The following is a 21,735-nucleotide window of genomic DNA, read 5'->3' on the forward strand; positions in this document are numbered from 1 at the left end:
GGGTTTAAGTCTTTTGGCACAATCTCTCGCACAATCATGAATCATTATCAAACCATATTGAACTATTTTGACAACAGAAGCACCAACGCTTCGGCAGAATCTTTCAATGCAAAAATAAAAGCGTTTAAATCAAAATTCAGAGGTGTTAGAAATATAGAATACTTCCTTTTTAGACTCACTAATATTTATGCTTAATTTTTACTACTCCACAGGTTTTAGTGTTGATCCCTAATAAACTCTGGCTTTACCAGAACATTCACTTATCAGCTTATTTACTATACCTATATATAAAGGACAACTGTTATTCTTTACCTTACTCTCTTTAACAAACAAACCCGACAGGTTTTGAAAACCTGTCGGGTTGAGGGTGTACTATATAAAGAAAACTGATCGAAACGAATGGATTTCACCGGAGAAATCTTGACTACAATAATAAGAAGGAATCAACAACACCAAAAAAGATAGCATAAACACACTAATTAACAAAGCAGTATCATTTATTCTCTACCTTAAGAAAAAGTGGAATAAACGAAAAAACCGCAATCTCATCATAACATGAAATTGCGGTTTTAATTTTGCAGAGAGGATGGGATTCGAACCCACGATACAGTTACCCATATACTAGCTTTCCAGGCTAGCTCCTTCAACCACTCGGACACCTCTCTATTTTCGGTTTGCAAATAACATAAAAAAAAGTGACTTACAAAAGTAAAATCCAACATTCCTTTTAAATACTTTTTCTAAACTCCTCCATAAACAATTTTACGGCCTTTTTCTGGTATCCTCCCATCGTCAACATAAAGGAATCTCTTTTAGTCGGAACTCCGGTAATAACAATAGATTTCAGATTATCCCAGCCTTTCAGCGCTTTTTCAGCAACTATAGTCGCCCAATCGCTGTTTTCTACCATTTGCAACAAAGCATGAATAGAATTTAATTCGATCGCAATTTTGGGTTTCATATTGTGTTTGAGAAACAACCCTTCTACAAATTCTCTCGAATTAGAACCTTTTCCCGGCAAAATAAGTGGAATCTCTTCTATTTTCTTGAAAGCAATCTTATCTAAAATCGCCAAAGGATGTGATTTTGAAACCACCATCACCATCTGAGAAGTAAACAAAGGCACTTTCTTAATTGGAAGTCCAATTTCGTGAGACGAAATAACCAAAACCAAATCTAATTCGTTCTTCATTAGTTTCTGCTCTAAAGCTTCAGTTGTTCCGTATTCTACCACAATTTTCAAATTCTGATATCTTTTTGCAAACGAATTGATCACCGGTAAAATCAAAAGTCCAAAGATATAGGTCACACCAAGTCGCAACTCCCCACCAATCATATCGTTTAAATCATCAATTGCCTGCTTACCGTTTTGCACCTTTTCTATAACCTGTTTGGCATGAATCAAAAAAACAGATCCGGCTTCGGTAAGTTGTACTTTTTTCCCAATTCTGACGAATAAAGGCATCCCGAGTTCTTCTTCGAGTTTTTTTATTTGCTGTGATAATCCGGATTGTGTTACATAACAAAGCTCCGCTGCTTTTGTAAAATGTAATACCTCAGCTGTTTTTATAAAATAGTGTAGTTGATAGATTTCCATATTGATAAGTTTTACTACTTATTATAAGTAAAATTATTAATTTTTCTAATGAAATCATAATTCCGAACTTTGTAAAAAAACAAAAGGCATCATGTTTAAGGCGTTAAAATCAAAAAACTTCAAATTATTCTTTTACGGTCAGTCGGTTTCGGTTATTGGTACCTGGATGCAAAAAACTGCTGTAAGCTGGATGGTTTATAGCATAACAGGATCTGTATTTTTACTTGGACTGGCGACTTTTTTAAGTATGATTCCGTCCTTATTTTTAGCACCTCTGGTCGGAAGTATTATTGGCCGTTACGACAGACATCGCTGTATGATGGTATTACAATCTTTGGCAATGCTACAGGCAGGCGCATTGGCACTCCTTATTTATCTAAAAATATACAACATTAACTTTATACTAGCGCTGAGTCTTATACAGGGTATTATCAATGCTTTTGATATGACTTGTAGACAAACTATGATGATTGATATTGTAAACGACAAAGAGGATTTACCAAATGCAGTAGCGCTAAACTCAACTCTAAACAACTTTGCGAGAATTGCAGGACCCGCTCTTGCCGGAATTATTTTGCATCAATACGGTGAAGACATTTGTTTTATGGGAAACTTTCTAAGTTATATTCCGGTTCTAATTTCTTTGATGTTGATGAAAATCACACCCCATATCAAAGCAGAAAACAAACTCAAAATGTTGGATGATTTCATGGAAGGTATGGATTATGTGAAAAAAGAAACTGAAATGGCCCGAATGTTACTTATGCTTATGTGCAGTAGTTTGTTTGTAATTTCTTTTAATACGCTTATGCCTGTTTTTGCTAAAGATATTTTTAACGGAAATGCTCAGACTTTTAGCTGGTTTGAAAGTGCCGCCGGTATTGGCTCTGTTTTAGCTGCCATCTACCTTGCCAACTTAAAAACATCCAAAAACATGAATAAAATAATGATTGCATCGAGTTTACTGCTCGGTTTCAGTGTCATTATTCTAGCGATTTCGGGCAGTCTGGCTGTTGCTCTTATTTGTATGACCTTGAGTGGTATTGGAATGATGGGACAAACCTCATCGATAAATATTTATATTCAGACACAAAGTGCTGTAAACATGCGTTCGAGAAGTATTAGTTATTATATGATGGCTTATCAGGGAATGATTCCTGTGGGCAGTTTGATTATTGGGTACATTTCTCATTCACTTGGTGTACGAGCGACAGTGGCTATTCAGGGGGTAATCTGTCTTATCTCTGTGCTTGTTTATGTGTATTACAAAAATCACAAAACTGCAGAGGAATTGGAGACTTGCCCTGTTCAATACAGAAATACTGATAATTTAAAATCCAATAATTAAATTCCAAATTCCAAACTTGTGGACTTGTGAGCTTTGAACCATATAAGTAATATAAGTTCATTTTAGATTTGGTTTCTTGGTATCTGGTATTTTTTAAATATAGTTGGAAGTATATTGAGAGTTACTTCTCTTTCGTGCAAAAACATATTGCATAATTATATGGAAAAGTATGTCTTCAATGAAGCCTCTAAATCAAAACGGAAAAATTTACGTTTATCTGCTAAAAACAAAATTCCAAAATTAAGAAATCAATTTTCTCAATTTTGGAATTTGGAATTTTAAATATTGGAATTTAATTATTTATAGCGAAGTTTCTCCGCGCAAAGCGGTTTCGAATATTGTTTTGAAGTTTTCTGCTTTGATTTTATGCCCTAGTAGATACATTAGTTTTGTAATTGCGGCTTCGGTTGTAATGTCTTTTCCTGAAATTACGCCTAATTCTTTCAGAGCTGTACTGGTTTCGTATTGCCCCATGTTCACACTTCCTCCCGAACATTGTGTAACATTTACAATATGCAAGCCGGATTGAATTGCTTTTTTTATCAAACTTAAAAACCAATCTTCGGTTGGAGCATTTCCGGAACCGTATGTTTCCAAAACAATTCCCTTTAAGCCGGGAGTTGCCAGAATCGAACCCAAAACAGCTTCGCTCATTCCGGGAAACATTTTTACAATTGCTACATGATTGTCCAGATTCTTATGGACAATTAAGTCTGCAGCCGATTTTATAGGCAGAAATAAATGTTCGTTTAATTTCAAATGTACACCTGACTCTACTAATTCAGGATAATTAGGTGCGGTAAAGGCTTTAAAATGTTCTGCATTTACTTTTGAAGTTCGATTGCCTCGGTATAATTTATATTCAAAATACAAACAAACCTCATGAATCACAGGTTTACCATTTTCCTGAAGTGAAGCAATCTGAATAGCAGTAATCAGATTTTCTTTAGCATCGGTGCGCAAATCTCCAATTGGTAATTGCGATCCGGTAAACACTACAGGTTTAGCTAAATTCTCAAGCATAAAACTCAATGCTGAAGCAGAATACGACATTGTATCTGAACCATGTAACACTACAAACCCATCAAAAGGGATATAGTTCTCCTCGATAATTGTGGCAATTTTGGTCCACATTTCGGGATTCATATTGGAAGAGTCAATCGGATTCTCAAATGAAACCGTTTCGATTTCACAATCCAATTGTTTTAACTCCGGAATTTTTTGTAATAATTTACTAAAGTTGAAAGCTTTGAGCGCTCCTGTCTCAAAATCTTTGCTCATACCGATAGTTCCTCCGGTATAAATTAAAAGTATTTTAGCTTTAGATGACATCCTGATATTTTAATTTACTAACCACCGGATTGGCGTACATAGCCAAAAATCCTTGTCTTGTAACCGGATTATCGCTACCAATTCTCATTTCTAAACGACGTTCAAAAAGGGATTTCTCGCTCTCTTTGTACTTGTGTGAGAATTTATCTGTCTCGTTCAAAATATCGTAAGCGATAAAATTGGTCGGCCATAATTGATAGTTTTTCAAAACAGAATCATCAATTACTTGTGCCAAAGCCTGAATTTGTTTGTTGGCATTATCATTCTCCGCTGCAATCTGATCAATTTCTGTATCTAAAACATCTCCAACAGAAATATGTATTCTTTTCTTAGTTCCCATGATACCACTTAAAATGGTCATGAAATCTTCGTTTTTCTCTTTAATATAAACTTCGTTGTTTGCTTCTGCCATTAATTGTGGCATTTTCAAAACATCTGTCGGATCGTACTCGTATGAAATGGAAACCGGAACTATTTTTATCTTTTTAAAATAATCCATTAGATTAGCCTCATCAGAACCCATTCCGATCATTTTAAGTACTCCCGGATTGGTCTCGTCATTTCCGTCTTTGGTACGTCCTTCTCTTTGCGCAATCCAAACTGAACGATTTTCGCGAAGCAGTAATTGTCCCATATACTCAGACAATAACTTAGAACTTTGTAACATTTCTCTTGGCGTTAAACCTCTCAGAACTAAAAAGTTTCTATTCAGTTTTGCCAGTGTGCTTAAAAATGCTTTTTTAACTAAATTATCTCCAATAGCAGATGCCGTCATCACCAAACCGTGTTCGAATAAACAAACGTTCAGCAAAGTGGTATCTAACAAAATATCACGGTGATTGGAGACAAATAAATAGGAAGTATTTTTTTCTAATTTCTCAAAGCCTGAAGTTGTAAGTCCTTCTGAACTTCTTTCCAGTACTTTCTGAATCGTATGATAAATAAAATTACACTGAAAATCACGAATCGAATGTGTTTTTCTCAATTGATCTTTCCAAACTTCGTCTTCTAACTCCGGAAAAGTAAAATTCATCATGGCTTTCATCATCGGATGATTAGCAACACCATGAAGTGCTTCATTTATTTCTGAATCATAAAAAGGTCGAATGGCATCAAATCTCTGCATTATAAATATCTATTTTAATGCGCAAAAGAACAAAAAAAAATTCAAAGTATTGTAAGTTGTGGGTTAAATACCAAAAACGTCTTTTGAATTTTGTGTTGTAATTGCCGCTATTTCTGCTTCAGAAACGTTATAAATATCTGCTAATTTTGCTACTACATTAATAACATAACTACTTTCATTTCTCTTTCCACGGTACGGAATTGGCGCCAAATAGGGCGAATCGGTTTCGAGAACAATATGTCTTAAATCGATTTGATTTAAAAACTGATCAATTTTTCCGTTTTTAAAAGTTACTACACCCCCGATTCCGAGCTTCATATTGTAGGATATTGCTTGTAAAGCCTGTTCCTGTGTTCCGGTAAAACAGTGAAAAATTCCAAATAAATCGGCTGATTTCTCTTCTTCGAGAATTTCAAAGATCTCATCGAACGCTTCACGGCAATGAATTACGATCGGTAATTTATATTGTTTCGCTAACTGAATTTGCTTTCTAAAGGCGAATTGCTGCTCTTTGAGATGTGTTTTATCCCAATACAAATCGATTCCAATTTCACCAACGGCGTAGAACTGTCTCTTTGTCAATTCGGTTTCTACGTGTTTCAATTCGTCCAGATAATTGTCTTTCACGTAAGTGGGATGTAACCCCATCATCAAAAATACATTTTCAGGATAATTTTGCTCCAAGTCATACATCGATTGTGTTGCTGCAGCATCAATTGCAGGAATAAAAAAACGTGTTACTCCGGCGTTTATGGCACGTTGTATCATTTCATCACGATCCTGATCAAACTCTTCTGAATATAAGTGGGTGTGCGTATCGGTAATAATTACTGTTGAATTCAAGTGTATCAATTTAAAAAAGCCAAAATTACGACAATATTGTGCACTTTCCCAATTTGATTGTACTCACAAGTATTACGTTAAAAATGGGACGCGGATTAAACGGGTTCACTGACGTGAAGACGCGGATTAAAACTGATTTTCTTCTTTTTACTGAATTAATCTCTTTATCGTGAACTTTATTCTGTGTGTAACTTTTGGAGTAACTTTTACATCCTCTGACTACTACAAAGATTATTGCTTATGCTTTCGGAAGGGTTATTAATATCGAAAAAAGGCACTGTTATTTACCTGATTCTACAAATAATAATGCACGATCTAAAACCTCATCTCTTCCTTCCTGGATTCCTTTTATGGTTGGTTTTACTTCTATGTCCGGAACAATACCGATTCTTTGTGTTTCGCGTCTGTCCGGATAAAACACTCCTATTCCGGAGAATAGTGTATGAAATCCTTCGAAATCAAATTCAGAGACGTTGCCATCTGCGCCGGCGGTTTGGCTTCCGATGATGGTCGTATTTCCGGTGGTTTGAAAACACATCGCTGTCCATTCCGATTGGCTTACTGACTTCTCGTTGAGCAGTACAATTACCTTTCCTTTATAATGATCCTTATTTTCAAAACCGATTGAGGTTCCTCCACTCCATACAAACTTTCCCGGATAACTTAAATCGGGACGGGTGTAAATTGCAAATTCTTTTTCCTGAGGGTTTATAAACCTTCCTATTTCCTGGTAAGTGCCGTTCGGATAGTTTCTCATGTCAAAAACGATTGCCTTAGTCGCTTTTAAAGTCTCTATCATGTCCGGAATATTTCTGTCTTTTAGCACTCCCATATTGACATAACCGATGTTATTCTCTAAAAGCTTAAACTTTTCTTTCTTTTTTTGGGCTCCTTTTTTAAACTCGTTTCGGTGAGAATCATGATAATTAAACCAGGTCATTGTTTTTGTACTGTACTGACCGTCTTTTAAAAACTCTACTTTGACTGTATCTGAATTACTTAACAAAATTATCTTGACCAGTTTATCCAGATACGAAGCTTCATTTGACGCGCAAATCATGTCTTTATTTTCTAAAATAAGTTCTTTTATTGTCTTATCATTTATTTTAGTAATTACATCACCGATTTTTATATCGTATGCCTGTGCCAGACTGTCGCCCAAAATTTCTGTAACCACCAGTTTCTCCTCAATTATCTTACCATCAGCAGGAAAATATCTCTTTATCTTAGTAGTTGATGCCGTAGTAGGATATATGAAAAACTCTACATGACTATCATCAAGTTTAGACACTAATTTTTTCATTGCGCCATAAAAAGCATCAGCATTTTCAGATTTAATAACAAGCGGGATTGTTTTTTCTAAAGTTGTATCCCACTTCTGATCCATTTGGTATTTATCGGGGAAAAAATATTCAATTAAATTCCAGTACATAAACAGCAGTCGAAGTTTTGAATTTTGATCCTTAAAGTCCGGATTTTTATAACTTTCATTTTTCAAAGCAACATTTCCAACATGCTCCTTACCTTCTATATAAAAGAGCGTTCCTTGAAATCTGTTTTCTTCTATAAATTTTAATTTCTTCGAAAGTCTTTTCGAGAAGTTTTTATTTTTGCTAATCCACGATAAATCAAAGTTTTTATCAAAGTAGTCTGTATCTTTTGATACTACAATTGGCGCAATTGCTTTTACCTCGCCTAAAGTATCAATCCAATTTTCCAACACCAATGAAAACTCTTCTTTTGTCTTTGCTTTATCTATTTTTGGCAAAATTTCCAACAACTGCTGGTCCCAGTTAAAATCTCCGTTGGCTACCTTTGGATGATAGTATTTCAGAAATCCCCAGACTTTGCAAGTGGCGGTAAGTTTTTCGGTTTCGGTAATTTTTGAATTTGCCGACACAATTTGTGAAGACACAAGAAGAAGTAACAGGATAACCTTTTTCATTCGGTTTAAAATTTGGTTGTTTTTTGGTTGGCCGAATGTAAATAATAAATTTTAAAAACGAGGAATTTTAGGACGAAATAAAGAGTCGCAGTTTTCAGTCTCAGTCCCAGTCCCGACATGCCGAATAACTGAATACTGAGACTGAATACTGAGACTGAAAACTACTATCTCAAATCCCTCAGTAGAATCTGGACTTCAACATAATCTTCATAATCCTGAGGAATGGTGCGCAGGATCTCTTTACAACCGATATAGTCTTTTTGTTTCAATTTAGACAAAGCGAGATTCCAAGTTGCTTTGTATTTGTATGCCGAGGTTCCGGATCTTAGCTCTTCGAAGGTGGTTTCTGCTTTTTTATACTGATTGTCTTCTAATAAAGAAATTCCATAAAAATATTGAACTTCTGGTGTTTTTGATTCCTTTAGAGCCGTTTCAAAATGCGGGATTGCAGCTTTATAGTTATGAGCGTTAAAAGTTATTTCTGCTTGTTTTAAAGCTGTATTTACATCTCCTCTTTCCGTAAAATAAGCCTGTTCGTGTTCGCTATACTCTTCGTAAATCGGTTTTTGAGTATAATTAAAAAAGAACAATCCTACCAAAAGTACTACAGAGGCCGCAACTGCATAATTCCAAGGTTTCAGGGCAATCACTTTTGATTTATTTTTATTGAAATGGTTGTCCGAAATCTTCATCAGATTTTCTTTAAACGCCTCTCTTTCTGCTGCAATTCCGAATTTATTTTCTAATTGCTGCTGCGCTATTTGGAAAGCCTCAAACTCCGCAGAAAATTCCTGATCTTCGGATAATTGTTTTTCAAAATTCGCTTTTTCATCAACAGTCAGTTCGCCTTGAAGGTATTGATCGAATAATATGTAGCGTTCTTCGTTCATGACTAGTTATTTTTTAGAGATTTAAAGTTTTTATTTTCCTGAATCCACTGTGTTAACTGGCCAATGCATAATGACTTCTTTTTACGGACATACCCGTAAGTAACATTAAGCTTTTCGGCAACTTCTTCCATCGTTTTTAGGGTAAAACTCAACTTTAATACTTCCTGACATTTGTCTCCTAATTTTTGGAACATGGTATCAAAAAGCTGTTGTTTTTCATCAAATTCTTTGGTTTGCTCTACCAATTCATGAGCAGATTCACTTATAGATCCCGCATCTTCATTAATTGTTACCCCCTTATTGGCAGTTTTTTTTAATTCGTTTAGCCATTTTCTTTTACACAACAAGAAAAAGTAGGCATCAAACGGACAGGTTAGCTGTAGTGTATTGGCTTTGGCCTGATTAAAAAGCAGTATCATTATTTCCTGAACAATATCCTGTGCCTGATCCTGATTACCGGAATTGTTCCTAATATAGAAAACAACTTTCGGAACATACTTTTTATAAATCTCCTGAATTATAGTCGAATTATTAGCAGCAAGTCCTTCAATATATTTTTGGTCGGAATGAATTTTAGTTTTGGCCATAAAACAACTTTTTAATTCGCTAATGTAAAAAGAATCTTAAAATAAATTTCAAAAACAGGGGTAACAATTACAAAATCAAATTGATATAACAGCACAAGAATCTTTTTAAACAATTCAAAAAATGAAGTGACATGGAAAGTTATCAACTTATAAACGAAAAAAATCTGGATCAGTTTCACAAAATGCTTACCGCTAAAAAACGAAATGGTTTTGTCATTATCGAGCATAACGAAAAATTACCTTATGCTGTTTTATCCAAAGAAAAAAAAGAAATCAATCATCCTTTTCATCTGTTTCTTACGGTCCTTACTATGGGGCTTTGGTCAATCGTGTGGCTGTACTTTGTTGTTTCATTTTCAAAAAAGAAAGACATACTGGTCGCACTGGATGAAGACGGGAATGTTTTTGAAGAAAAATGCCTTTCGAAATAATTTATTAAAAAGAGGGGTAACAAATTCTCCATGCCATTGATCTACTAGTATAAATCGAAATAAAATAAAAACAGAGGGTAACAATTTCCCTTTCATAAACATCTATTCACAAATAACTATTAAAACTAAACATCATGAAAACAAATTTTAAAACAATCGGACTTTTATTATTCGCTATAACGACATTAGTAAGCTGTGACAACAGCGACAACAACGATGGCGACAACAATGTGATTCTGCCTGCAACTCCTGCAGCCTTCAAAAGTATCAGAGAACAAGGAGTCAAAAAAAATACACAAAACTTCACCATCACAGCTGCAAGTGGTGTGGTAACCTTTACTTCTGCCAAAGGTGTGAAAGTAAGCATCAACGGAGATTGTTTAATGAAAAACGGAACTCCCGTGACCGGAACTGTTGACATTGAATACATCGAACTTTTTGACAAAGGAAACATGCTTGTGACCAACAAACCTACCATGGGACTTACAACAGACGGAAAGAAAAACTTATTGATTTCGGGAGGTGAATTTTTCATTAAGGCTACACAAGGCGGTGTTGCACTTCAAACCTCTTGTTCTATGAGTATGATCATTCCGGCAGCTTTAACGGATGGCGTAGACAATGCAATGACCTTATGGACAGGAAGAATTGACGAAGCAGGAGAATTGGTTTGGAAACAAGCTAAAGATGGTGAAGGTCAAAATGGTGGCGGTGTAAAAGGAGAAGCATCAAACTACTATGTTACTTTTGGAAACTTTGGATGGACAAACGTGGACCGTTTTTACAGTGATCCTCGACCAAAAACAAGCCTTCTTGTAGATGCGCCTGAAGGGTATGACAACAACAACAGTGCTGTTTATTTGTCTTATGATGGTGAAGGAACAAATGCATTGGCCAAACTGGATACCTATACAACAGCCGGATTGTTTAGTGAACACTACGGACAAATCCCAATTGGATTGGCTTGTCATGTGATTTTTGTAACGGAAAATAATGGTCAATGGCGCTACGCAATAAAAGGGGTAACCGTAGCTGCCGGCGATATTTATAGCTTCACACTTGCCGAAACAACAGTCGGCACCGAAGCGCAACTGGTAGCAGCAATTAATGCTATTCAGTAACTTACTAAATACTTTTTGAGAAAAAGTGGTGATTAGCTCATCACTTTTTTTTACATTTAATCTGTTTTACAATTATTTATGATGTGCTACAGAAGCTAATCCTGTCCCCAACAGCTATCTGAACAGTGTCATTCCGTCATCTGCAACGATGGACAGAAAAGGACGCTGCATACCTCAGAGATAAAAAACCTCCTCGATATGAAAAAGCTTTTATGTTATTTAATTTTTCTTTCCTCTGTAATGGCGTTGGCACAAACTAAGGTAAAAGACACCATAACCCGAAGAGCAACTATTATTTACAATCAGAACGGGAATCAGGTTAATTTCAAACCTGAGACGCCACCTTTAATTCCAATTGCTGGTGCTCCAAAACCAAGTTATTCCTATCTATGGGAACTGGGAGACGGACATTACAGCAAAGAGGCCGAGCCTAAACATGTCTATAAAAACAAGGGCAACTACACCACAAGACTAGCCGTAACCAACAATTACGACAACGGGAAGCCTCCGGCAACACGTCCTAAAAAAGTTGCTGTAAATGACATTACAGATTCTAATTATAAAGACATTGCTTCTATTGCAGATCAGAACGGCTTTGCAATCTTAAAAAACTGTGATCCTATTCCGGAACAGGAAATGGTAGTTGTAGTGAGTTATCAAAATCTGGAAAATTATGTTTCGAGTGGAAAGCTTTATTTGTTTTACAATGAAAAGCAATTCAAAAACAACAATTTCGAATTAATAGATTTCAGGACTCATGCCAACGAACGTGAAGTAAAAGAAAACGTGGTGGCTTCGGTGAATGATCTTGAGGATACCAAATCGTATCTGGCTTCTGCCGAAAGCATTTCAAGAATCAAAAAATATAAAAATACCACAACTGAAGAAGATCTGGACGCCTCCTTGTCAGACGCCCATAAAACCTATCATAATGTTTCTGTATTAGAATTTGATGATGCCAATCCGGGCGAAACCCGCAATCTTTTTTATACGTTCAAAACGACTCCCGAAATGATTAAAGATACCAGCGCAACTGTTACGATGCGTGGCATCTTTGTTCCTAACCGAAGTTATAAAAACCATAAAATAAAGAACCTTGAGATGGAAATTGTCACTTCTCACGACCCAAACAAAATGGGATCTAACGGAAGTTTTATGAACTATCGATTCGTGCGTTTTAAACGGGTAAATTTCAAAACCCGTTTTCAAAACAACGGAGAAGGTCCTGCCAGAATGATTCGCCTTGAAACTGATATTCCAGATATGTTTGACAAAAAGACTTTCAAAATCGAAAGCATGTATCCTGAATGTCCGATTTGCCCGAAAGACGAAGTTCCGACAGTAAGCTGTCTCGATACGATTATCAAACAAAAACAGATCTTTTTTACGTTCAAAAACATCTATCTACCGGGAAGTGAACAGAAAAATGTACACGAAAAAGACAGTACAAAAGGCTTTGTGAAATATTCTATGAAATTTAATAAAGACTTTCACAAAGTAAAAACCAGAACCCGTACTGCGATCATTTTCGACAAAAATGAACCTATCATTACCAACTACGCCACTACCCGATTTTTACCCGGAATCTCTATTGGCGCAAAAGCGGGTTACAATCTATATCCGGATTTAGACAACTCGACGAGTTATTTTGTTGGTGCCACTATTTCTCCTTTTAAGTCGTATCGCTTTTACTGGCAGGTGGAATGGCTCAATAGTATCAATAAATATGACAGTGCCGCAAATGTAATTGACGGTATTGTTATAAGTCCCAATGGTCTAAAACAGCGTCAACGAACTACTACAAGCACTGAAAATAAAAGTGTCAATTGGGAAGTCCCTATCCTGATTCGGTACAATATCAATAACTATATTGGTGTTGGTGCGGGTTTACAAGCCAATTTCAATATTTCTGAGGAACGAAATCAGACTATAAAAATTGAAACTTTTGAAGGAGATTCCGAAAAATTTGTAATAAACACCAAAACAGATTCGAATTCGGTTAAAAATTCTTTTGCTGATTTTAAAACCGGTTTGTTATTCGACTTAACAATCGGAGCGGCCCGAATTGGTCCAAGTCTGGGGGCACGGTATGTAATCAACTTTGAGCAGAATTTTAATTATTTTCAGTTTTATGGAATTTGGAAGTTTTAGCGGTTTTTTTTTAAACCATATAAGTGATGTAAGTTCATATTATACTGGCTTGAATATTGTTGCGCTTAACTTTTTCGCAGCAAACTTTAAATGAACTCACATCACTTATATGGTTTAACTCCTCCACCAACAAACTTCAAATGACCTCACATAACTTATATGGTTTAATTATTCCCGCCAACAATATTTAAATGAACTTACATCACTTATATGGTTTAACTCCCCCACCAACAAACTTTAAATGAACTCATATCACTTATATGGTTTAACTCCTCCGCCAACAAACTTCAAATGAACTCACATCACTTATATGGTTTAACTCTTCCCACCAACAAACTTTAAATGAACTCACATCACTTATATGGTTTAATTTTCCTTTTCCTAAGTCTGACCGTTTTTGGGCAAAGTCAGGAAGATAAAATATACCATGTTGTAGATACTTTTGTGGGTAATCCAAGTCCGGAGGGGCTGCAAAACCTCGATAAAGCAGAAGCGGATTTCTGGAGAAATTCAAAACCAAAATCTAAGGCAGAATTACTAGCCTTGGTGGTTTTAAACTGCAATAAAGCCTATTATGAAAATCAGTTTGGGCAGTCGGAAAAGGCGATCAAAAGTTATGAAAAGGCCTGGCAAATCTATCAGAAGAACAAACTCAAAAACTACGATATAGTGGAGTTTTGTTTAAAACCTTTGGGCAATTTGTACACGATTCTGGGCGACTATGACAATGCTGAAAACACTATTAAACAGTATTATTTTATTGCCAATATCGAAAAAAACGAGCCTCAGAAAATAGCAGCAATTCTCAATTTATCTAACGTTTATCAAAGTTCGGGTAAAATTTCTCTAGCCATTGAATTGTTGCAAAACACTTTGAAAACAGAGAAATTATCCAATTCTCAAAAAGGGATTTTACTGAATAATCTCGGGAATAATTATTTATTAATTTCCACAACTAATTTAATGCGTCCTGAAATTCATCAGCAAGCTAAAAAGGCATTTGAATTGGCTGTTAACTATTTAAAAAATGAAAAAGAGCAATCCGAAACTTTATCGAATTGTTATCGGAATCTGGCAACACTAAATCGGCAGCGAGGAGATTTTAAAATTGCAAATTCCTATTTAGAAAAAGCCGAAAAACTGTTTTTAGAAACCAAAAATCAACAACCCAGAAAACTTGCAAAACTATACTACGAAAAAGCTTTATTGCTTTTTGATGAACATAAATACAATGAAAGCACGAAACTGATTTCGGCTATTTTTAAAATTTTAGTTCCCAATTACAATTCAAAAAACAGTCTTCCGGATCAAAATCAAGTGTATGCGGAAACGGTTTTAATTGATGCGCTTGATCTACAGGCGGAAATTTTTCAATTCAAGCAACCAAAAGAAGCAATACGAGCTTTTGAAATTTCATTTTATATCGAAAATTTAGTCATGAATTCTTTGGTTTATGAAAACTCCAAAATCATTACACAACTACGATCCCGAAACCGGACTGAAAAATGTATTGCTATCTATAGCCATTTATATCAAAAAGAAGGCAAAATTGAATATATTGAAAACGCCTTTCAATTGTCTGAAAAAACCAAATCAGGCATTTTAAAAAGTTTTCGTTCTAACATTAAAAGCGCTTCCGCAGCAGAAAAACATTATTTGTACGAACTTCAAAACTTAAACAATTCCATTTTAAAAGAACAGCAGAAAGGAAACTCGGCAACGCTTACAGAGCTAAACCGACTTATAAAAAAGCAAAACGAAATCATGCTTTTACTCAAAAAAACGGAGTCTAAAAACGGAAACTATATTCCTGAAACCTGCAATTTAAAAGCCTTATTTTCAAAACTGGAAAACGATAAAGCCATGATGATTTGCTATTTTATGGGATTTGAAAATCAATATTATTTTACTTTACAAAACAATCAGATTCGTTTAGATCGGCTTAATACAACGCCTGTATCAATTCCTAAAATTGTTCAGTTTATTGATTATTTCAATTCCGCCGATGCGATTACCAATGCTATTTCCGACTACAATACATACAGCAAACAGGTTTACGATATTTTAAAACTACCTAAAAAATCTGTTTATCCCAACCTTATCATAGTGCCGGACGGGATTTTGAATTTTCTACCGTTTGAAGCTTTAATTACAAAGGAATCCAAAACGACCAATTTTGCAAAAATGGATTTTTTCCTGAATGATTTTAATATTGGGTATACGAATTCGGCTTCCTTTTACCTCAACTCCATTCCCTATTCAAATGCTAAAAAAACGGTTTTGGGCATTTTTCCGATCTTCGAAAAAACCAATTTTGCTTTGACTTTTTCTAAAAACGAATTGCAATCGATAAAGAAAAATTTTGGAGGTCAGTATTTTGAAAACAGCAACGCCACCTTTTCTAATTTCAAAAATAATGCGGCGAATTATGCTATTTTGCATTTAAGTACACATGCTTCTTCGGGCGATTTAGAAACACCGGCAAGCATCAAATTTTATGATCAGGAAATCTTATATTCAGAATTATACAACCTCAACATCAATCCGGATCTGGTAGTTCTCAGTGCGTGTGAAACCGGGATAGGAAAACTATACAAAGCCGAAGGTGCTATGAGTATTGCAAGAGGATTTCAGTTTGCGGGTGCCAAAAATTTATTGTTTTCTTTATGGAAGGTAAACGATTTTACGACTTCTGTTTTTATGAATGACTTTTATACCAACCTCAAAAACAAACAATCTTATGTTGAAGCAAATGCCAATGCAAAAAGAGATTTTTTAAAGGATCCTAATATCCCAAATGCAAAAAAATCACCTTATTATTGGAGTGCTTTTGTTTATTACGGAACTATTTCGCAACCCGAAAAATCTTCCAATTATATCGTCTATAGCATTAGTTTATTGGCAGCAATTGGTTTATTTTTGGTTTTCAATCCTTATCGAAAATGGAAGATCTTCAGAAAGTCCTTAAAAAAGCAAAGTATCGAAAAATAAAGTTCAAAATTACCAAAACACAGCATTTGTCTATTAAGGCCAAAATCAATGGGGTTTCGGGAAGTTTTATTCTGGACACCGGAGCTTCTAATTCCTGTATTGGATTTGAAAGCATCGAGTACTTCGAATTATCGGCAAAAAAATCCAAAACTAAAGCTTCCGGAGCAGGAGGAACGGGTATGGAAACGCAACTTTCTTCTCACAATCGTTTGCAACTTGGGAGTTGGAAAGATACTGATTTCAGTTTGGTGATTTTTGATCTTTCGCATGTAAACGAAGCTTTACGTGCCTACAAAACAAAACCTGTTCATGGCATTATTGGCGCCGATGTTTTACTTAAAGGGAAAGCCATTATTGATTATTACAATCATTACGTATACCTGCAATAAAAAAGAGGCTAGTTTTACAACTGCCTCTTTTTCTTACCAATTAATCCTAATACTAAGAGTTTGCCGATGGATTAGGGACAATACATCCCGCCCAATTGAAGGCTCCGTTGGTGATATTAGCATAAGTCACATAGAAGAAACCACTACGGCCCCATCCTGCTCCCCAAGAGTTTTGTACTTTAAAAAGTCCCGTAGCATCATCATATCCTACTATACATACGCAGTGTCCACCTTGTCTGCTTCCGTATAGACTAGACCAAACGTGGTTGTTGTTACGAATGTCATAAAAACTTTGATTTACATCAAAACATACTGCAACAGCGTAATTTTGGTTTAGGTAATATTTGATATCTGCAACACTTTTTGGGTTCACACTAAACCATCCGCCAGTTTTTCTACCTGCAGCCCAAGTTTTTTGTTGTGATGATGGTTGTGTATTACAACCTCCGGCAATGTAAGGCATTTGAGCTTCTGAACATTCTCCTTGATTTTTGATTAGGTTCATCGCATCATTTGGATAAGATCCTGCTCCACAATTCCCTAATTTTATCTGATTGTATACGTATGCTGCACTTCTTGAAGCTCCACTCCAATTACTTTGGTGTATAGTATTGTTAAGATATCTGGCAATACTGTGAGCGGCATAACCAACTCCCCAGCCTACACAAGATCCTTCGCTTCCCTGATCTCCAACTGGAGGTGTCGGCAAGTTTTTTACTGCTGCCACTTTAGCCGTTAAAGACATTTTCTGAGCACTGGTTGTTAAGTCCGGTCTAAATTGGGCAATTTTAGAACGGTATTCTTCCGGAGAGGTAAACTGAATACTCTTTAAATAAGTGTCCGGCATTTGAGCCAATCCATATCTTCCTTTATCTAAAAGATTAACATGTCCGTCCATTAATTTTTCCTGAGTATCGATTTCTTGCTGATCATTTCCTTTTTCACAAGAATAAAAAGCAAGCAATGCTAAAAATAAGAGTGCAATTTTTCTAATTGAAAATTTAATTTGAGGTTTTTTCATAATTCTTTGTTTTTAATTGTTAATTATTAAGTCGGTTAAATTATTTAACAAATTTATCAGTAGTTTTGGCATAACATTAACAATAAGAATACCACAACTGTAACTTATCTTAAACATAACTATGTAACCGTGTATTCATTAATAAGAATTGTATTTAATTACCGTGAAAAAGAACGTCAATTATTAAAAAAATTCGCCCATGGAAATCATAATAGAAAAATTAATAAAAGGCATACAGTCGCATCCAGTTATACAGAACAGCACTTTGTCCGGGGTTAAAGAGTGGAAGAGAGCACATTATATTATACTGTCGGAAATTATTTCTGATGGTTTAGAAAAATCAGAGTTCATGCAAGGCTCTAAAAAAAATGAGCTGGGTTGTTCTATTTCGAGTATGACCTTGCAAAGAATTTTTAAAAATGACTCTTCAAAAACTAAAAGCTCTGATTTGCGTTTCTTAAAGAGTTTAGACAAACTGGCTATTTTTATTGGTTATCCTTCTTTAAACAGTTTTCTAAACGATGAAGCAATAGATGCCAACAAATTATTGGAGTTTGAAAATAAAACAGAATCGGCTTCTTTTTTTGAAAAATTGATTATCGATTATTGTCACGAAGAATTCAACTCTTTAAAAAAATTGCCACAAATCTGTCACGAAGGCTTATCTGATTTTGTGTTTCCGGAAGGCCCCTTCTCCAAACGAATTAAAGATCTTTTCGAAAATTATTCCCAATTAAACTACCATCTCAACTGTATAAACAACCGATCTAATTTTGAAATTTTTGATTTTAAAGTATCGAGCATAACCGACACCATTGCCATTATCACGGCAAAGGAGTTCTGGAATCTGGAATGGAAGGATGAAAACGACGCCATTTCAATTGTTTTAAATAAAGTAAACCGACAAACGTATTTTATAAAAAAGAGAGATGGGATTTGGAAAATCTGGGACAATTACAATCCTGATTACAATGAATTATCAACAAGGATAAACTCAGCGATAGAGATTCAACATCTTAAGAAAACGCTTATTCCTTAAAAGAGCTATGCGGTTCAGGCCGAAATTGGTTTCTTAAAATTCTTTATTTTAAAAAAAAAGGCTGTAGCATATTCTAACCCATATATATGATTAGAATAACGCTAAATCTATTTTTATACTATATTTGTTAAAGTTCTATTTAACAAACCGATACGTATGAAAAAAAAACTACTCTATTTTATTCTTTTATTAGTTACCAATCTGTTTTATGCTCAAGTCAACCCTATTGAGCACTGTTACGATGATACTTATTTCGATTTAACCGTCAACAATTCTCTTTTACTGGGCAATTTAAATCCAGCCGAAACTACCCTAACTTATCATGTTAGTCTGCAAGAGGCGAATATGAATGTAAATCCAATTTTGCAAGCAACCCAATTTAAAAGTACGGAGCCGTCTAGAACTATTTATGCGCGAATTGATAATAAGGGAACGGTCACGACAAATTATTTCAATCTGATCCTAAATCCAAGATTGAATACCGTTGGAGTAACCGCGCAATCCCGTTGTTACGGAGCAAATGACGGTTTTATCCTTATGCAATCTACAGGAGGAAAAGCTCCTTATGTTTACCGTTCTGTAAATAACGGTGCTAATAATGGGCCTTACCAGACCAGTCCTTATTTCTACAATCTTGTATCGGGAGTTTACACTATAGAAGCCCGCGATCAAATTGGATGTATTTCCACAACCTTTTTAGTCATTACCGAACCCAATCCATTAACAGCCGATGTGTTGGTTGATGCTAATAACATACGTATTACTGCGGCAGGAGGAACCGGATCTTATCAATATGCCGTCTCAACTATTGACAATGTATTGGTGGTGCCTTACCAGGCTAGCAATCTCTTTTCTGATCTGGCTACAGGGACGTATACCATATATGTTAAAGATACTAACGGCTGCATCGTTTCTAAAACAAATGTAAATGTAGCCCCAAGAAACACACTTTCTGCCGTTGCTTCGGTAACTGCAATAACTTGTAATAATCCTACAGCAACAATAGCCGTAGAGGCAACAGGAGGTTCAGGTACGTATCGATATTCGATAAATAATGGCCCTTCTACGACTTCAAATTTATTTACAGATTTGACAGCCGGAACTTACACTATAATCGTGACAGACAGTCAAGGTGCTACAACCTCTCTAACCAAGGTAATAAGTGCCGTAAATCCTCCCGAAGCTACTTTGGTTGTTGGAAATGTAAGCTGTTTTGGAGTTCAAAATGGCTATATAAAGGTAGAGAAAGTAAAGCCCTCCGATTATTCTTATAGCTTAAATGGAGGTCCATATAGAGATGGCAATTCCGACAACAATTCTTATTTTAACAATTTAGGTCCCGGTAATTACACTATAAATGTTAGAGACAATGCCACCGGATGCATAAAAACGCTAACGGCAGTAATTACCCAACCCAATCAATTAACCGCCGATGCGATGGTTGATGCTAATAACATACGTATTACTGCAGCAGGAGGAAGCGGATCTTACCAATATTCTTTAGATGGAGTACAATATCAGACTGCTAATACATTTAACAATCTGTCAAAAGGAACTTATACGGTATATGTTAAAGACTCCAACGGCTGCATCGTTTCTAAAACAAATGTAAATGTAGCCCCAAGAAACACACTTTCTGCCGTTGCTTCGGTAACTGCAATAACTTGTAATAATCCTACAGCAACAATTACGGTAACGGCAACAGGAGGTACAGGTTCGTATCAATATCTGCTAAACAACGAACCTCTTACTGCCTCAAATGTATTTTCAGGTTTAGTTCCAGGTACTTATTATATAACTGTTCGCGATACACAAGAGGCTACAGTAACTTTAATTATAGAAGTAAAAAACGCAGTTACTCCAAAAGCTGTTTTAGAGATTGTAACTAATGTAAGCTGCTTTGGAGAACAAAATGGTGCTATAAAGATACAAACAGTAGGAGATGGCGGTTATTCGTATAGCGTAAATGGGGGTGTCAATATTATTGGAACTGGCAATAACCCAATTCTTTTGAAAAATTTAGCTGCCGGCACTTACAACTTAACGGTTAAGGATAATATTACCGGATGTATCTCATCGGTAGCTGCAATAATTACGCAACCCTCTTTATTAACCGCAACTGTAGAGGCAAATCCACAAATTTTAACTATTACTACTAGCGGAGGTTCGGGACAATATGTTTTTTCATTAGACGGGAGTGCATTTCAATCCAGTCCTTATTTTACAAATATATCTTATGGGTATCATTCTGTACATATAAAGGATAGCAACGGATGTTATTTTATTAAAGACATAGCCGTAAATCCACCGGCACCACTTGTAAATGGAAAAAATGCCATTGTTTTCGAATTTAAAGCCGGACAAACTTTGGCTGATATTGTCGTTGAGGGTCAAAATATTACCTGGTACAGCAACAAAAGTTCGTCAACAGGTAAAAAGGCCGAAACCAGTTTACCTCTAACAACCGTTTTAGTCAATGGTATAATCTATTATGCTTCACAAACTATAAACGGGATTGAAAGTACAGAACGTCTCGCAGTAACAGCAAAATCTGATGGAGCACTTTCTACTCCTGACTTTGAGTTAGCGTATTTCAAATTTTCGCCTAATCCGGTCAAACACATTCTAACCCTTGACAATAAGGAGACAATCGATGAAATTGAAATTTTCTCTACTTCAGGTAAATCTGTTCTATTCAAAAAAATAAATACAACTCACTCTGAAATTGATTTGTCAAGTCTTTCAACAGGAATTTATGTTTTAAAAGTAAAAGCTAACGGAAAAGTAAAAGCCATAAAATTCGTAAAGGAATAATGGATCAAGGCTAAAAGTTGTGGAGCAGTAAATTTTTCCACGAATTTCACCAATTGGCACGAATTATTTTTTTGCCACTGATTAAAAGGATTAACACAGATTATCTAATC

The 21,735-nt window shown here is 35.5% G+C and carries 17 protein-coding genes and 1 tRNA gene; 9 read left to right on the forward strand and 9 right to left on the reverse strand.

The features are described from left to right. A partial coding sequence (locus ACHRV5_RS21535) for a transposase (protein ID WP_395428151.1) occupies positions 1–195 on the forward strand: 195 nt, incomplete at its 5' end. Between the two features lie 383 nt (positions 196–578). On the opposite strand, the gene ACHRV5_RS21540 is transcribed toward ACHRV5_RS21535, so the two are convergent. Both ACHRV5_RS21540 and ACHRV5_RS21545 read right to left on the reverse strand, forming a co-directional pair. Continuing rightward, positions 579–665 (reverse strand) — tRNA-Ser (locus tag ACHRV5_RS21540). 62 nt (positions 666–727) lie between these two features. Then, positions 728–1,597 (reverse strand): LysR substrate-binding domain-containing protein, encoded by an 870-nt coding sequence (locus ACHRV5_RS21545; protein WP_395428153.1) that lies wholly within the window; start codon positions 1,595–1,597, stop codon positions 728–730. 91 nt (positions 1,598–1,688) lie between these two features. Here ACHRV5_RS21545 and ACHRV5_RS21550 point away from each other — a divergent pair, with 91 nt between their 5' ends. Then, positions 1,689–2,945 (forward strand): MFS transporter, encoded by a 1,257-nt coding sequence (locus ACHRV5_RS21550; protein ID WP_395428155.1) that lies wholly within the window; start codon positions 1,689–1,691, stop codon positions 2,943–2,945. A gap of 300 nt (positions 2,946–3,245) precedes the next feature. Here ACHRV5_RS21550 and ACHRV5_RS21555 read toward each other — a convergent pair whose 3' ends face one another. The 6 genes from ACHRV5_RS21555 to ACHRV5_RS21580 form a co-directional block, all read right to left on the reverse strand. Further along, positions 3,246–4,277: an asparaginase gene (locus ACHRV5_RS21555; RefSeq protein ID WP_047779090.1), complete on the reverse strand. Its 1,032-nt coding sequence runs from the start codon at positions 4,275–4,277 to the stop codon at positions 3,246–3,248. Beyond that, the gene (locus ACHRV5_RS21560) at positions 4,267–5,403 is read right to left on the reverse strand and encodes a 1-acyl-sn-glycerol-3-phosphate acyltransferase (protein ID WP_047779091.1); all 1,137 of its coding nucleotides are present in this window, start codon (positions 5,401–5,403) and stop codon (positions 4,267–4,269) included. The genes ACHRV5_RS21555 and ACHRV5_RS21560 overlap by 11 nt, the downstream gene beginning before the upstream one ends. A gap of 63 nt (positions 5,404–5,466) precedes the next feature. Beyond that, the gene (locus tag ACHRV5_RS21565) at positions 5,467–6,246 is read right to left on the reverse strand and encodes a TatD family hydrolase (protein ID WP_230004282.1); all 780 of its coding nucleotides are present in this window, start codon (positions 6,244–6,246) and stop codon (positions 5,467–5,469) included. Positions 6,247–6,526: 280 nt separating this feature from the next. Continuing rightward, complete coding sequence (locus ACHRV5_RS21570) at positions 6,527–8,191, reverse strand: S41 family peptidase (protein WP_395428158.1); 1,665 nt, start codon at positions 8,189–8,191, stop codon at positions 6,527–6,529. A 164-nt stretch (positions 8,192–8,355) separates the two neighbouring features. Beyond that, on the reverse strand, positions 8,356–9,081 hold the full coding sequence (locus ACHRV5_RS21575; protein WP_395428160.1) for a tol-pal system YbgF family protein: 726 nt from the start codon (positions 9,079–9,081) through the stop codon (positions 8,356–8,358). A 2-nt stretch (positions 9,082–9,083) separates the two neighbouring features. Beyond that, complete coding sequence (locus ACHRV5_RS21580; protein WP_047779095.1) at positions 9,084–9,668, reverse strand: RNA polymerase sigma factor; 585 nt, start codon at positions 9,666–9,668, stop codon at positions 9,084–9,086. 131 nt (positions 9,669–9,799) lie between these two features. On the opposite strand from ACHRV5_RS21580, the gene ACHRV5_RS21585 reads away from it, so the two are divergent. From ACHRV5_RS21585 to ACHRV5_RS21605, 5 genes are all read left to right on the forward strand, one after another. Next, positions 9,800–10,099: a hypothetical protein gene (locus tag ACHRV5_RS21585; protein ID WP_395428162.1), complete on the forward strand. Its 300-nt coding sequence runs from the start codon at positions 9,800–9,802 to the stop codon at positions 10,097–10,099. Positions 10,100–10,233: 134 nt separating this feature from the next. Beyond that, on the forward strand, positions 10,234–11,220 hold the full coding sequence (locus tag ACHRV5_RS21590) for a hypothetical protein (protein WP_395428163.1): 987 nt from the start codon (positions 10,234–10,236) through the stop codon (positions 11,218–11,220). A 198-nt stretch (positions 11,221–11,418) separates the two neighbouring features. After that, positions 11,419–13,371, forward strand: a complete 1,953-nt coding sequence (locus ACHRV5_RS21595) for a PKD domain-containing protein (RefSeq protein ID WP_395428165.1) — start codon at positions 11,419–11,421, stop codon at positions 13,369–13,371. A 342-nt stretch (positions 13,372–13,713) separates the two neighbouring features. Continuing rightward, positions 13,714–16,362 (forward strand): CHAT domain-containing protein, encoded by a 2,649-nt coding sequence (locus ACHRV5_RS21600; RefSeq protein WP_395428167.1) that lies wholly within the window; start codon positions 13,714–13,716, stop codon positions 16,360–16,362. Next, complete coding sequence (locus ACHRV5_RS21605) at positions 16,314–16,751, forward strand: retropepsin-like aspartic protease (protein WP_047779100.1); 438 nt, start codon at positions 16,314–16,316, stop codon at positions 16,749–16,751. The genes ACHRV5_RS21600 and ACHRV5_RS21605 overlap by 49 nt, the downstream gene beginning before the upstream one ends. A 52-nt stretch (positions 16,752–16,803) precedes the next feature. Here ACHRV5_RS21605 and ACHRV5_RS21610 read toward each other — a convergent pair whose 3' ends face one another. Continuing rightward, positions 16,804–17,772, reverse strand: coding sequence for a C1 family peptidase (locus ACHRV5_RS21610; RefSeq protein ID WP_047779101.1), 969 nt, complete (start codon positions 17,770–17,772; stop codon positions 16,804–16,806). 199 nt (positions 17,773–17,971) lie between these two features. Here ACHRV5_RS21610 and ACHRV5_RS21615 point away from each other — a divergent pair, with 199 nt between their 5' ends. Further along, complete coding sequence (locus tag ACHRV5_RS21615) at positions 17,972–18,811, forward strand: hypothetical protein (protein WP_047779102.1); 840 nt, start codon at positions 17,972–17,974, stop codon at positions 18,809–18,811. A 156-nt stretch (positions 18,812–18,967) separates the two neighbouring features. Continuing rightward, positions 18,968–21,625, forward strand: a complete 2,658-nt coding sequence (locus tag ACHRV5_RS21620; RefSeq protein WP_395428169.1) for a T9SS type A sorting domain-containing protein — start codon at positions 18,968–18,970, stop codon at positions 21,623–21,625. The last annotated feature ends 110 nt before the right edge of the window (positions 21,626–21,735 follow it).

It is taken from the genome of Flavobacterium sp. FlaQc-52 (genome assembly GCF_044007495.1).
Lineage (GTDB): Bacteria > Bacteroidota > Bacteroidia > Flavobacteriales > Flavobacteriaceae > Flavobacterium > Flavobacterium cupriresistens.

Coding starts and splice junctions, on each gene's coding strand:
- ACHRV5_RS21545 (WP_395428153.1), bottom strand. CDS start 1,597: ATGGAAATCTATCAACTACACTATTTTATAAAAACAGCTGAGGTATTA.
- ACHRV5_RS21550 (WP_395428155.1), top strand. CDS start 1,689: ATGTTTAAGGCGTTAAAATCAAAAAACTTCAAATTATTCTTTTACGGT.
- ACHRV5_RS21555 (WP_047779090.1), bottom strand. CDS start 4,277: ATGTCATCTAAAGCTAAAATACTTTTAATTTATACCGGAGGAACTATC.
- ACHRV5_RS21560 (WP_047779091.1), bottom strand. CDS start 5,403: ATGCAGAGATTTGATGCCATTCGACCTTTTTATGATTCAGAAATAAAT.
- ACHRV5_RS21570 (WP_395428158.1), bottom strand. CDS start 8,191: ATGAAAAAGGTTATCCTGTTACTTCTTCTTGTGTCTTCACAAATTGTG.
- ACHRV5_RS21575 (WP_395428160.1), bottom strand. CDS start 9,081: ATGAACGAAGAACGCTACATATTATTCGATCAATACCTTCAAGGCGAA.
- ACHRV5_RS21580 (WP_047779095.1), bottom strand. CDS start 9,668: ATGGCCAAAACTAAAATTCATTCCGACCAAAAATATATTGAAGGACTT.
- ACHRV5_RS21585 (WP_395428162.1), top strand. CDS start 9,800: ATGGAAAGTTATCAACTTATAAACGAAAAAAATCTGGATCAGTTTCAC.
- ACHRV5_RS21590 (WP_395428163.1), top strand. CDS start 10,234: ATGAAAACAAATTTTAAAACAATCGGACTTTTATTATTCGCTATAACG.
- ACHRV5_RS21595 (WP_395428165.1), top strand. CDS start 11,419: ATGAAAAAGCTTTTATGTTATTTAATTTTTCTTTCCTCTGTAATGGCG.
- ACHRV5_RS21600 (WP_395428167.1), top strand. CDS start 13,714: ATGAACTCACATCACTTATATGGTTTAATTTTCCTTTTCCTAAGTCTG.
- ACHRV5_RS21605 (WP_047779100.1), top strand. CDS start 16,314: ATGGAAGATCTTCAGAAAGTCCTTAAAAAAGCAAAGTATCGAAAAATA.
- ACHRV5_RS21610 (WP_047779101.1), bottom strand. CDS start 17,772: ATGAAAAAACCTCAAATTAAATTTTCAATTAGAAAAATTGCACTCTTA.
- ACHRV5_RS21615 (WP_047779102.1), top strand. CDS start 17,972: ATGGAAATCATAATAGAAAAATTAATAAAAGGCATACAGTCGCATCCA.
- ACHRV5_RS21620 (WP_395428169.1), top strand. CDS start 18,968: ATGAAAAAAAAACTACTCTATTTTATTCTTTTATTAGTTACCAATCTG.